The 13221-nt window shown below is 64.3% G+C and carries 9 protein-coding genes and 2 pseudogenes; 2 read left to right on the plus strand and 9 right to left on the minus strand.

What is annotated here, in order from left to right:
• Nucleotides 1-4 precede the first annotated feature (4 nt).
• On the minus strand, nt 5-1138 hold the full coding sequence (locus tag AC3ANU_RS17875) for a Gfo/Idh/MocA family protein (protein ID WP_488315004.1): 1134 nt from the start codon (nt 1136-1138) through the stop codon (nt 5-7).
• 262 nt (nt 1139-1400) lie between these two features.
• On the opposite strand from AC3ANU_RS17875, the gene AC3ANU_RS17880 reads away from it, so the two are divergent.
• Complete coding sequence (locus AC3ANU_RS17880; protein ID WP_488315005.1) at nt 1401-3803, plus strand: glycoside hydrolase family 3 N-terminal domain-containing protein; 2403 nt, start codon at nt 1401-1403, stop codon at nt 3801-3803.
• 8 nt (nt 3804-3811) lie between these two features.
• Here AC3ANU_RS17880 and AC3ANU_RS17885 read toward each other — a convergent pair whose 3' ends face one another.
• Complete coding sequence (locus tag AC3ANU_RS17885) at nt 3812-4507, minus strand: helix-turn-helix transcriptional regulator (protein WP_144601335.1); 696 nt, start codon at nt 4505-4507, stop codon at nt 3812-3814.
• A 73-nt stretch (nt 4508-4580) separates the two neighbouring features.
• Here AC3ANU_RS17885 and AC3ANU_RS17890 point away from each other — a divergent pair.
• A pseudogene (locus AC3ANU_RS17890) lies at nt 4581-5319 on the plus strand (alpha/beta fold hydrolase).
• 17 nt (nt 5320-5336) lie between these two features.
• Here AC3ANU_RS17890 and AC3ANU_RS17895 read toward each other — a convergent pair.
• The 7 genes and pseudogenes from AC3ANU_RS17895 to AC3ANU_RS17925 all read right to left on the minus strand — a co-directional run bounded on the left by AC3ANU_RS17895 (nt 5337) and on the right by AC3ANU_RS17925 (nt 13178).
• Nucleotides 5337-6023, minus strand: a complete 687-nt coding sequence (locus tag AC3ANU_RS17895; protein WP_134165941.1) for a DUF624 domain-containing protein — start codon at nt 6021-6023, stop codon at nt 5337-5339.
• 49 nt (nt 6024-6072) lie between these two features.
• Nucleotides 6073-7707: an ABC transporter substrate-binding protein gene (locus tag AC3ANU_RS17900; RefSeq protein ID WP_488315006.1), complete on the minus strand. Its 1635-nt coding sequence runs from the start codon at nt 7705-7707 to the stop codon at nt 6073-6075.
• A gap of 5 nt (nt 7708-7712) precedes the next feature.
• The gene (locus tag AC3ANU_RS17905) at nt 7713-8582 is read right to left on the minus strand and encodes a carbohydrate ABC transporter permease (protein ID WP_026266084.1); all 870 of its coding nucleotides are present in this window, start codon (nt 8580-8582) and stop codon (nt 7713-7715) included.
• A gap of 83 nt (nt 8583-8665) precedes the next feature.
• A complete protein-coding gene (locus tag AC3ANU_RS17910; protein WP_018771333.1) occupies nt 8666-9646 on the minus strand; it encodes an ABC transporter permease in 981 nt (326 codons plus the stop codon).
• A 9-nt stretch (nt 9647-9655) separates the two neighbouring features.
• The gene (locus AC3ANU_RS17915) at nt 9656-11782 is read right to left on the minus strand and encodes a beta-galactosidase (protein ID WP_224084468.1); all 2127 of its coding nucleotides are present in this window, start codon (nt 11780-11782) and stop codon (nt 9656-9658) included.
• 305 nt (nt 11783-12087) lie between these two features.
• Nucleotides 12088-12615 (minus strand): annotated as a pseudogene (locus tag AC3ANU_RS17920) (SOUL family heme-binding protein); the annotation flags it as partial.
• Between the two features lie 59 nt (nt 12616-12674).
• A complete protein-coding gene (locus tag AC3ANU_RS17925) occupies nt 12675-13178 on the minus strand; it encodes a DUF3592 domain-containing protein (RefSeq protein ID WP_488315007.1) in 504 nt (167 codons plus the stop codon).
• Nucleotides 13179-13221 lie beyond the last annotated feature (43 nt).

Here is a 13221-nt window from a genome sequence, read left to right on the forward strand (position 1 = left end):
GGGCTCAGACGCTGGTGGCTTTGAGGGCGGTCAGGTTGAAGGCTGTCTCCTCGAGGACTTTCGCGCCCAGCCCTTCGCCGTCCATGCCCCCGTAGAAGGGGTGGCCGGTGACGATCTCGCCGCGGTGCACGGATTTTCCGGTAAAGGCGGAGGCGTAGAGGGCGGCAGCGAACTCCAGAGTTTGCCGTGCGGAGTCTGCCCCGGCCGGAAGAGGGCGGCCGGCGTCGAGCGCGCCATACATGGCCAGGAACTGGGCCGCGTGTCCGCTTCCCTGATCCAAGGGCTCGCCGTTCCACGCTGTTCCTACCTGGTCCTCGTGGCCGGGCGCTGCCGTAATGGTCCAGTTGTCCGTGCTGTAGCCGTAGAGGTGGCTCAGCTCCACAGTGGCAAATTCGCAGTCGATTCGGATGTCCGAGGTTTCCCGCGGCGAGAGCAGCGAGTTGATAATGGTGGCCACGGCTCCGTTACTGAACCGGACCAGGGCGGCGGACAAGTCTTCAGTGGAAGTAGGCCGTGCCTGCCGGCTGGCGATGGCGGTGATTTCCTCCCACGGACCCAGCAGGTGCAACAGCAAATCGAACTGGTGAATGCCGTGACCCATGGTGGGCCCGCCGCCCTCGGCTTCCCAGGTTCCGCGCCAGGGAAGTTCCCAGTAGCTGTCCGGCCGGTACCAGAGGGTGTCGCACCGGGCCACCAGGGGACGGCCGAAGTCACCGCCGCCAATCAGCCGGCGGGCCGCGGCTGCCGCATCCCCGAACCGGTGCTGGAAGACGCAAGAGAACTGGGCGCCGCCCTTTGCCTGGGCGGTCTCCAGCCGGTCGAAGTCAGCGAGGCTTAGCGCCGGGGGTTTTTCGGAGAGGACATGGACGCCTGCTTCGAGGCATTCGATGGCCTGGCCGATGTGGAACATGGGCGGCGTGCAGAGGTGGACAATGTCCGGTTTGGCCTCTGCCAGAAGATCGGCCAGGCTCAGGTACGTACCAGGGATGCTGTGCTTCTCCGCGAAGGCATCCAGCCGGCCCTGGTCCACGTCGCATGCCGCCACCAGCTCCGCCCTGCCGTTTGTCCGGGCCAGGTTGTCAGCATGGACCGCCGCGATCCCGCCGGTTCCCACGATGGCCACTCTGTACGTCCGCATGTTTTCTCCGTCGTTGCAGTGATGTAGGTAGCGCCCCAGGGCTTCGAAGTGGTCCGAAGTGCCTCCGGGCGCCTGGTCCCAAAGTCAATGGAAAGTTTCTATTCCATTCACGAAGTTTCGTGGGTTCCGTCGCAGACTTATCCCACTCCCATCGTCAACCGTAGGAGGATTATCTTTGAAGAGTCAATGCTTTAGGACCTAGAAAGTAAACGATAGTTTCTGATAGTTTCTTAGAAACTTCCTACGATCCCAGGAGACGCCCGTGACCAGCGGTGCCGCCGAAAAGCAAGCCATCACCTCCCCGGCCTCCGGCAACGGCTCCCGTGACGCCGTCGAACGCCTCTCCATTGATGAGCTGGTGCGGCACATGACCCTGGAAGAGAAGCTGGCCCAACTGGCAGGTGTGTGGGTTAATGCGTCCACGGACGGAGACTCCGTAGCGCCTCTGCAGAATGAGATGGCCGGCGACGCGCGCTCGTGGGAGGAGATGATTGCCTCCGGACTGGGGCAGATCACCCGCATGTACGGCACGGTGCCCTTGGAACCTCTCGAGGGCGCCCGGCGGCTGGCCGCGGCGCAGGAACAGATCATGGCGGCCTCACGCTTCCGGATTCCGGCGCAGGTCCATGAGGAATGCCTCGCCGGCTTGGCTGCGTGGAAGGCCACGGCTTTCCCCGTCCCCCTGGCGTGGGGCGCGACCTTTAACCCTCCGCTGATCCGGCGGATGGCGGGTCTCATTGGTGGGCAGATGCGGGCACTCGGCGTCCACCAGGGGCTGGCTCCCGTGCTGGACGTTGTGCGGGACCTGCGCTGGGGCAGGGTGGAGGAGACCATCGGCGAGGACCCCTACCTGGTGGGCACGGTAGCCAGCGCCTACGTCTCCGGGCTGGAAGGGTCCGGAATCGTGGCCACGCTCAAGCACTTCGTTGGCTACTCTGCGTCCCGCGCCGGACGCAACCATGCACCGGTGTCCATGGGCCCGCGCGAGTTGGCGGACGTGATGCTGCCCCCGTTCGAAATGGCGCTTAAACACGGCGGAGCCCGCTCCGTGATGCATGCGTACACGGACACCGACGGCATTCCTGCAGCCGCCAACCGCGCACTGCTGACCTCGCTGCTGCGCGACGAGTGGGGCTTCGCCGGCACCGTGGTTGCCGACTACTTCGGCATCGCCTTCCTGCATGTCACCCACGGCGTTGCCGCCGATTCCGGCGATGCAGCCGCCTTGGCACTCAGAGCGGGCGTTGACGTGGAGTTGCCTACAGTGAACTGCTATGGCACGCCCCTGCTTGAGCGCGTGCGCTCCGGCGAGGTCCCCGAATCCCTGGTGGACACCGCCCTTCGCCGGGTGCTGCGGCAGAAGCAGGAGGCCGGGCTGCTCGCGCCGGATTTTGACCCCGCGCCCCCGGTCCTCAGCGCCGGAGCCGTCGACCTGGATCCAGCCGGGAACCGGGCTTTGGCCCGCGAGATCGCCGCCCAGTCATTGGTGCTGCTGACCAACGGGATGCACGACGGCGGCGCCAGCCTCCCGCTGCCCGTTACGGCGTTGGCCTCGCTTGGCGTGGTGGGGCCCCTGGCAGAGGATCCATTCGCAATGCTGGGCTGCTACTCATTTGACGCGCATGTGGGCGCATCACACCCGGACGTTCCCATGGGTGTCCACGTTCCCACCGTGGCCTCGGCAGGCAGAAACCGTTTCGGATCGCTGCGCAGCGCTGCGACCGGCACCTGCGAGGCCATCACGGACGAACAGATCGCGGAGGCCTGCCGGACTGCCGCGTCGGTGGACACCTGCGTAATCGTGGTGGGCGACAACGCCGGCCTCTTCGGCCGCGGCACCTCCGGGGAAGGCAACGACGCAGCAGACCTTCAGTTGCCCGGGGACCAGCACCGCATGCTCGACCAGGTGCTCACCGCGGCCGAGGCTGCCGGAACGCGCACCGTCGTCGTGGTCCTCAGCGGCCGGCCTTACGCCCTGGGCGACTTCGCGGACCGGGCCGGGGCGATCGTCCAGGGCTTCTTTCCCGGCGAAGAGGGCGCGGAGGCGCTCTGGGACATCCTGACAGGGGCCGTCAACCCGTCCGGCAAACTGCCCGTTTCCGTACCCCGAACTTCCGGCGGACAACCCGGCACCTACCTGCACAGCCGCCTGGCTGGGCCGTCCGGCGTCAGCGCGCTGGACCCCTCGCCACTGTTCAGCTTTGGGCACGGCCTGTCTTACACGACCTTCGACTTTTCCTGCCACTCGGCCAGTGCGGACGCCATGTCCACAGCGGATGCCGTCACCGTGGGATGCACCGTGACCAATACCGGCCCCGTTGACGGCGCCGAAGTGGTGCAGCTGTACCTCGAGGACCCGGTGGGCGAGGTGGTGCGGCCCCTCCGCGAACTGATTGGCTACGCCCGGGTGGACCTTGCCGCCGGCGCATCGGCGAGGGTCGAGTTCACGGTGCACGCCGACCGGACGTCCTTCACAGGGGTGGATCTGAAGCGGGTGGTGACGCCGGGCCTGGTGAAGCTGCACGTGTCGACCTCCAGCAGCCGGGACACCCACAGCCACGAACTCATCCTGCAGGGCGGTCGCCGCGTCGTGGGTTTTGACCGGGACATGCTGACACCGGCAACGGTGGCGCCGCTCCGGGCGTGTACTGACCCGAGAGGTTGATTGAGGACTCACCCCCGGCCGTGCACCGGCCTGGCGTTTGCCGGGGGTTCCCCAACCTCATGGATGCCATGGCCACTGCAGGCCGTCTTGGTGACGCTGGCCCGCTCGATACGCGAAACGGTGAACCACCGCATGGCGTTGCGCAGCCGGCACCACCCAACCAGGTACCACTGGCCGTTGGTGGCTGCGAACAGCACCGGCTCGACGTCGCGGGTGGTGGTGGTCCCGTCCCCGGATGTGTAGCGAAGGCGAATCACGCGCTGCTCGGCCATCGCCTCCTCCAGTACCGACTTGATGGCCCGCGACGAGGAGGGAAGGGCGTTGACCCAGACACGGTGGGCCAATGCGTCGGCTCGTGCCCGTGTTTTGGGATCGAGGACATCCATGATCTTCCGGACACCTGCTGCTGCCAGATCGGCGTAGGGGGCATCCGACGCAGCGGACACCGCTGCCATGAGCGCCACGGCCTGCGCCGGGGACAGGCTGACTGGCGGCAGGGACCCGCCTGCAGCCAACCCATAGCCACCGCCCGGACCTGGGCGGGACCATACCGGCGCACCGCTGTTCTCCAACGCATCGAGGTCCCTCTTGATGGTGCGAACAGATACCTCAAGTTCTGCAGCCAGCCGCCCGGCAGAAACCCCCTGCCTGCCGCTGCGGCGCAATATCTCGGAGAGGGCATGGAGCCGTTCGACCCGCTTCACCGTTTAAGCCCGGGCAGATTCATGACATAAATAGTGACACACCCTTGTCCAAGGCGGCTGCGAGGGTATTGGCATGACAACTACTGCAAGCCGTCCCATCATCATTCTCATCGCCGGCCACTGGCTGGGCGCCTGGGCGTGGGATGAAGTGCTGGAACACCTGGCAACCGACCAATCCCGCGCCGTCGCGATGACGCTGCCCGGTCTCGACGGGGACGATCCCGGGCGTGCGGCAAAGACCCTCGACGACCAGGCCGCGGCGGTCCTGGACGTCATCAGCCAGCTCGGGGCCTCTGGGGACCAGCCCGCCACTCTCGTCGCCCACAGCGGGGCAAACGCCCCCGTCAGCCTCGTCCTGGACCGACACCCTGAGCTTGTCCATCGAGTGGTGTGGGTCGACTCCGGCCCTGTGGCACCGGGAAGCGCCTTCGGCCCGGGCATCCCGGAGGAGTTGGCGGAGCTTCCGCTGCCGCCCTTCGATGTCCTGGCCCAGCAGGCGAGCCTCGACGGCCTGGACCCAGAAGTCCTCGAGCGTTTTCGGGCCGGGGCTGTCCCTGAACCCGGCTGTGCTTCGTCAGGCTGTCGAGCTCACGAACGATGCCCGCCACAAGGTCCGGACCACCCTGGTGTGCTGCTCGATCCCGGGCGCGCAGGTGCTGGAGCTCGCCCGCTCCGGGCATGCCATGTTTGCCGAAGTGGCGAACATTGAACACCTCGACGTCATCGACCTCCCAACGGGGCATTGGCCCATGTGGAGCCGTCCCCGCGACCTCGCCGGGGCCATCCAGTCAGCGGCTTCCCGGACCAGCTGAACTGCACCCATGACCGGTCAGGCGGCGGTGAATTTCTCCTCAACCAGCGCCAGCAGCGGCCGGGAGTTCAGGCACACCAGAAACACTACGGTGCCGGCGAGAACCGGCAGCAGGTACGCAGTGGTCACCAGCAGCAGGGTTCCCGCGACGAACAGGATCCCGGCGTTGCCCAGTGAAACCCGCTTCCGGGCACTGAAGCTGTACAGGGAGAGCCGGTAGAGGTCCCGGGTCCGGAACGAAAACCTGGACAGCAGCAGCAAAGCATTCAGGCCGGCGGTGGCCACGAGCACTGCGAGGAGCAGCATCGCCGGCCTGAGCGCGGGCGTGGCCGGGTTGCCCGGATGCAGCGAGGACAGCCCTGCCAGGTTGACCGCGATGACGGCCAGAACCAAAAGGTACGGCACCCAAACCTGCAGGGCCTGCCCCAGATTCATCCGGTACCCGCGGACGAAGTCCTGGTAAACCCCGCCCTCATGGCCGGCGGCCATTCGGTTGAATGCGTACATGCACGCCACCAGGGCCGGCCCCGCCGGAACGAGTGCCACCACAAGGGGCCAGGCCCCCGCGATGGGTGCCGCCACCAGGGCCGGCAGCAGCAGGATATTGGCCAGCCCCAGGAGGACCGAGCCCATCATCACGCCCGCAACGGTGCCGGCCGCCCTGAACAGGGGGCCGGCTCCGTACTCCGCCTTCTTCTGAACCACTGACTGCCTTTCGGTCACCGCGGAAGGCCCGCGGCCGCCGTCGTACGCCCTACTTCTTTTCGACGTATGCCTTGTAGGCCTTGTTGGCCAACTCTACGTATTTGCCCATGCCCTTGCTGTCCAGCTCTTTGACGTAGGCGTCGAACTCCGAGAGGCTGCGCTGGCCGGTGATGAACTTCAAGGTGTTCTGCTTGACGTGGTCCTTCAGTGGCGTGAGAGTCAGGGTGGCTTGCTCCCGGTCGGTGTCGCTGAACGGCACGGGCGGGGCAACGGGCCTGGGCTTCTTGCTCTTCATGGCCTTTTGGAAGGCCAGCTCTTCCTCATTGAAGGTGGACTGGAGCAGGTCCGTGGTGCCCCCGTAGGCGAAGTTGCCGCCGGAGAAGCCGTAATCCACGCGCAGGTCTTTGGTGCCGCCCGGATTCAGGCCCTGGAAGTTGATGTCCTTGGCCAGGACGCGTTTGCCGCCTTCCTTGTTGTAGGTGGTGCCCTGCACCCCCCACTTGGCGAACTCCTGGCCTTCGTCGCTGTAGAACAGCCAGTCGATGTACTGCATCAGCGCCACGAAGCTGTCCTTGTCCTTCACGGACGCGTTCAGCATGATGCCGTTTTCCAGCCGGGAACCGCCAATGACATCGCCTGCGGGGCCGCCGGGAACCGTGATCTTTCGGACGGCGAAGTTGCCCTTCCCCAGAGACTGCTCCATTGACGTGCGGTACGTGATGATGTTTTGGGAGTTGGCGCTGATCACAAACGACTTGCCCGAGGTGAACTTCTGGATGGCCGAATCATCGGTCTGCGTGAAGCTTTCCGGATCCATCAGCCCCTCCGAAACCAAGGAGTTGAAGTAGGTCACAAGATCCTTGAACTGGCCGCTGCCGGCACCGAAGGCGAACTCCTTCTTGCCTTCATCGAACGTCAGTCCGTCCACCAGGCCCCAGCCTGCCACGGTGCCAAAGGCGGTGCCGGCAATGTTCAGCACGCTGTTGCCGTTGAACCGGTCGGAAAAGGGCACCACATCGGGATGGTTCTTCTTGAGTTTGCGCAGCACCTCCCGGAACTCGTCCCAGGTCTTGGGCTCCGCGATCCCGTCCTTCTCCAGCACGTCGGTCCGGAACGCCAGTGTGTAGTCCGGCCAGAGTTCCTCGTGCAGACCGGGCAGGACGTAGTACTTGCCGTCCTCCTGGGTGAGGCCTGCAATCTCAGGCTCCAGCTTCCACTTCTTGATCTTGTCCTGGTAGTGCGGCATGAGGTCCACGTAGTCGCTGACGGGAAGGACGGCGCCGGAGGATACATACGCGCTCTCCTGCCCCGGGTAGGTCTTGGCAATTATCTCCGGAGCCTTGCCCGAACTGATCAACAGGCTGCGCTTCTGCTCGTAGTCGCTGCTGGGAACGATGGTCGGTTCCAGGGTGACGTTGTTGTCGCTGGCCATCTTGGAGAACAGGAGCCAGTCCTTCTTGTATGGGTAGGTGGGCTGATCGCTGAACAGGAAGGTGAAGCTCAGCGGCGCCGTCGCCTTGAACGTGTCCCCAACCCCAAAGCTGTCCATCGCACCATTGCGGGCCTTTGAGGTATCGGCCTTGCTGCCGGAGTCAGAGTCACATCCCGCCATCACCAGGCCGAAGGCTGCGAGCGCGGACAGGCCGAGGAAATCTCGTCTGCGGATCATGGGTTTTCCTTTCATAAGGGTTATTCCTTGACGGAGCCGAGCATGACGCCCGAAAAGAAGTACTTCTGGACAAAGGGGTAGACGCAGAGGATGGGGATCACGGTCAGGACGATGGTGACGGACTGGATGTTCGCGGCAATCTGGCCCACGTTCTCCGCCGTACCGCCGGCGGAGCCTGCCGTGGTGACGCCGGCAATCATGTTGCGAAGGTAGATGGTCACCGGGAACAGATCGGGGTTGTCCAGGTACAGGAACGCCTGGAACCAGGAGTTCCAGTTGGCTACTGCGTAAAACAGGACCATGGTGGCAACGATTGCCTTGCTCAGCGGCAGGACCACCTTGAAAAGCACCCCGTACTGGGTAAGTCCGTCAATGGCGGCCGCTTCCTCCAGTTCACGCGGCATGTTCTCGAAGAACGACTTCATGATGAGCAGGTTGAAGACGCTGATGGCGTTGGGCAGCACTACGGCCCATAAGGTGTCCCGCATTCCAAGCGAGGTGATGAGCACATAGTTGGGGATCAGGCCGCCATTGAAGAACATGGTGAACACCGCGATGCCGATGAACAGGCTGCGCCCCTTCAGGTCCTTCCTCGCGATTGCATACGCGAAGCTGGTGGTCAGCACCATGGAGATAGCCGTGGCCACCACGGTGTACAGAATCGTGTTGCCGTAGTTCCGCCAAAAGACCGAGTCGGCCAGGATCAGCTGGTAAGTCTCGGTGTTGAAGCCCATGGGGAACAGGTTGACCTTGCCGGCGTTAATGAATCCTTCGCTTGAGAAGCTCTGCGCCAGGATGTTCAGGAACGGATACAAGGTCAGGAACACCACCACCAGCAGGAAGGCCAGGTTCACCACCCGGAACAGCCGCATGCTGCGTGAAACCTTCATGTCCTTGACCAGGACACCTGTGTCCTTTGGTGCTGCTTTCGCGCCGGGTTCTTTCACGGCTGTCCCTTTCACAGTTGTCCCCTTCACCACAGGCTCGTTCCGGCGAGCCGCTTGGATATGGCGTTGGCGGAGAGAATCAGCGTGAGGCCGATGACGGATTCGAACATGCCGATCGCCGCCGCGTAGCTGAAGTTCGACGATTCAAGGCCCACCCGGTACAGGTAGGTGGAGATGACATCCGAGGTCTGGTAGTTCAGCGGGTTGTAGATCAGTAGGATCTTTTCGAAGCCCACGGCCATGAACGTGCCGATGTTGAGGATCAGCAGTGTGATGATGGTGGGCCGGATGGCCGGCAGGGTCACATGCCAGGTCTGCTGCCAGCGGTTGGCGCCATCGATCCGGGCTGCCTCGTACAGCGATTCGTCCACCCGGGTCAGGGCGGCCAGGTAGAGGATGGCTCCCCACCCCATGGTCTGCCACACCTCGGAGCTGATGTACATGGGCCGGAACCACGCGGCGTCCTGGGTGAAGTTAACCGTGGTGCCGAACAGCGAGTTGGCAATTTGGTTTACGGTGCCTGTCATGGAGAAGTTCTGCAGGATCATGCCGGCGATGATCACCACGGACATGAAGTGCGGCAGGTAGGCCACGGTCTGGACGAACTTCTTGAACTTCTGCGAACGCAGTTCGTTCAGCATCAGCGCGAAGATGATGGGCATCGGGAAGCAGAACAGCAGTGTCAGCACGCCCAGGATGATGGTGTTCTGGAACGCCTGCCAAAAGCTGGGATCGTTGATGAAGAGGGTGACGTATTTCAGGCCCACCCATTTCTCGCCGAAAATGCTGCCGCCGGGCTGGAACTGCCGGAACGCGATCACGTTGCCTGCCATGGGCAGGTACCGGAAGATGGCGAAGTAGGCCAGCGGCAACAGCACCAGGGTGTAGAGCCGCCAGTCCCGCCTGAAGGCCAGCTTCCAGCCTCCGGGTTTGTTCCGCGGTTTTTCAGTTCGCGCATCGGCGTCCGTGGGGACCGCCTCGGGAGGTACTTCCAATCGCATGGCCATGACTGCCTCCTACCGGCCCGTTTCCGCGGTTGAGTCTTTAGTGGGTATTTCCTCCAGCACCAGCACGCCGTTGGCGGCGAGCTCCACCGTGCCGGTGACATTGGCTCCGGTGAGCTGGTCTGTGCCGCCGTGCCCCACGTCCACCCTGGCGGGTGCATCGTTGTGGTTCAGGACCAGCAGGTAGCTGCGTCCGTTGCCGGCACGACGGCGGACCTGCACTCCCAGCGGCGCATCCAGTTCCGCGCGGATTCCCGCAGCGGCACGTTCAGTTGAGAGCAGTTCCGCAAGGAAGGAGCTGTCCACCCTGGCCGACAGGTACACGGCAGTGCCGGCGCCGAAGCTGTTGCGGGTGACGGCGGGCGAGCCTTCCAGCCGGCCGGAGGCATAGCTCGCAACAACGTCAGCCGTGGTGGTGTGCAGGTGCTCGGTCCAGTAATCGGCTGAGGCCGTACCGCCGTCGGCCGTTGAAAGCTTGACTGCCTCGCCCTCCCCGGCCAGCGGATGCATCTCCTCGCTCCACACCCCCAGGACGTTGCGCAGCGCGCCCGGGTAGCCGCCCAGGAGGATGGTGTTGTCCTGGTCCACGATGCCGGAGAGGTAGCTGGCCACCAGATGCCCGCCGCGGGCCACATAGTCCTCGATGTTCCCGGCGGCCTGGTCGGTGAGCAGGTACGACGCCGGCAGGACCACCATGCCGTACTGGCTGAGGTCGCTGGTGGTGTTCACGAAGTCCACGGATATGTTGGCGTCGAAGAAGGGGCGGTAGAGGCGGAGGACTTCCTGGGCGTAGTTCAGGTCCGAGCGCGGGGAGTTCCCCAGTTCCAGGGCCCACCAGCAGTCCCAGTCGAAGACCAGCGCGACCTTGGCGCTGGAGCGTGTGCCGGTGAGGCCGGCCAGGCCCTTGAGTTCCTGGCCCAGTTCACAAACTTCCCGGAAAATGCGCGTATTGGGCCCGGCGTGGTTGACCATGCCGGAGTGGAAGCGTTCGGTGCCGCCCCTGGCCTGGCGCCACTGGAAGAAGAGGATGGAATCGGCGCCCTGCGCGATGGCCTGGTAGGAGCCAAGCCTCATTTTGCCGGGCAGCTTGGAGACGTTGACGGACCACTGGCTGACGGCGCCGGTAGCCTGTTCCATCACCAGCCATGGCTGGCCGCGGCGGAGCGAGCGCATCAGGTCGAAGTTGAGCGCCGCGGCCACGTGGGCGTCTTCCTCGCGCGGGTCCGGGTAGATGTCCAGGGCCGCGGCGTCCTCCTCAGCAGCCCAGGCCCAGTAATCGTTGTTCTTGTAGAAGCGCATGAAGTTGGTGACAATCGGCAAATCTGGCGTGTACCGGCGCAGGATGTCCCGCTCGGCCTTGTAGTGCTCCAGCATGCTGTCCGAAGTGAACCGGTGGTAATCAAGGCGGCGGGACGGGTTGGACCACGTGCGCGGCCGGGCGGGTGCGTTCACCTGCGACCAGTCGGAGTAGCGCTGTCCCCATACGTCGGTGCTCCATGCCTGGTTCAGGTTCTCCAGGTCGCCGTATTTTTCCTGCAGCCATGCCCGGAAGGCGCGGTCGGCGTACGGGCCGTACGAGACCGGTCCGTACTCGTTGTTTACATGCCACATGCGCAGGGCCGGGTGGGCAGCGTAGCGCTCCCCCATCTTCTCTGCCATGGCCAGCGATTTTTCCCGGTAAGCAGGATGGGAGACGTCGAAGTGCTGTCGGGAGCCGAAGCCGAACGTAGAGCCGTCGGCCAGGACGGGCAGGATGTCCGGGTGCTGGGCGATCAACCAGGCCGGCGGGACGGCGTCCGGAGTGGCCAGGTCCACGCCGATGCCGTTCCGGTGCAGCAGGTCCATCACCTCGTCCAGCCAGCCAAAGTCGTAAAGACCGTCGGCTGTCTCAAGCCGGCTCCAGGAAAAGACGGCCAGGGTGACCAGGTTGACGCCCGCTTGCTTCATGAGCCGGACATCCTGGTCCCACACCTCGCGTGGCCACTGTTCGGGGTTGTAGTCACCCCCGTAGGCGATGCCGCCCAGACGTTCGTGCAGGCGTTTGAAGCGGTGTTCGGAGGTGCTGGTGCTGTGCTCGCGGGTCATCATCGTCCTTTTGTTGGCATCATGGCCGCGGGCTCCCACCAGTGCGACCTGCATCACAGTGAGAAACTATCGTAAAGTTTCAGCAATAACAACAGAAAACGGAAAGTGGGAGGAGACTCCGCGCCCCCTGCAACCACCCATAAGGGCGCCACTACCCAGAGAATGGGGCAGCGGAGTGCGGACTGGCCATCCTTTATGCATGGTTGCCCGAATAGGGATCTTTCCGGGCAGGCAGGAAAGTATCGGGTGGGGAGGGGGAAAGAAACCTACAGCGCTGCTTCCAGCTAAGCGCCCGGTGCCGTTCCACCCGCCTGGGGTTCCAGGACATCCTGGACAACCTCATTGTGGCGCAGGAACTACGGCTTGAACGGCGGGTCGAAGCGGGCGAATCTCGGCGTCCCCACGGGAGTCAGCCCGGCCAGGGTGAGCGCAGCCTGCAGGCCGTCGTTGCGCTTCTGGAAAGCCGATGCCGAACCGCTGCCGGAGAATCCCAGCACTGCGGCAAGGGAACCTGGCACCGCGCGGATCCTGACCATGGGATCGGCAGGGACCGGAGCGCCGTCAGCTGTCACGCCGGCCGGAAGGACGAACGCCACTGAATATTCGGCAGGCTCCCCCGACCCCGGCACCGGACCGGACTGGAGTACGGGGGTGGTCATTGCCAGTTTCCGGGGCCCTGGTTCCTGGAGCACCGGAGCGGTCATGGCCAGTTTCTGCCGGGCATTATTGCTGCCGCTGATGTAGTTGAAGAGATGCCGGAAGGCGGCATTGCCGGCGCGGTCAAAATCCGCGGTGACCGTCACTTCGGCCACCACGTAGTCCGGATACCGGCGCAGCTCGAAATGCGGATAGCGCCGGATCAATTCAAAGGGCTGCTGCTCGGTCATGGTGGACCGAGCCTACGCCCGCCGAGCCGCAGCGGCCAGACCCAAGAGCCGTGACAGTCTCAGACCACGTGGTTTGTGGCGGGTTTCCGGAATTTGGCACGGAGGGCCGCGGTGCCAACCCCAAGGCAGAGCAGTCCCAGCCCGCCGAAGATGACGGTCAGCACAATGCCCACGCCACGGAACCACACACCGTCGCTCTCATAACCCAGCACAACGGCCCTTGCCGGGTCATTTTCGGCATAGACCACCGTGGCTTCGCTGCCGACGACGGGATGCTGGTCGTGGTCAACGGCCGCGAACGTCCTGTGGGGCAGCCCGTCCGCCGCCGTGAATTCAACCTGCATCCTGCGCGAGGAGGCTTTGGCGACGTCCTTGAAGTGGACGATCGTTCCGGTGGCCTGTGTCCCGGTCCGCGCAAGCTCCTCGTCGGCGTTGATCATGAAACTGCCCACGCCAATCAGGATCGGGCCCAGGCAGATGACCAGGACGGCCACCGCAAGGTTCGCTTTTCCTTTCCACGACAACGCGGATTTGCGCTTTACATCAGCTCTGCCCCCAGTCACGCATCCCATTCTGCCGGAGCATGTCACCAAACCCACACCGCAG

It is taken from the genome of Arthrobacter sp. SDR-2R, assembly GCF_057747955.1.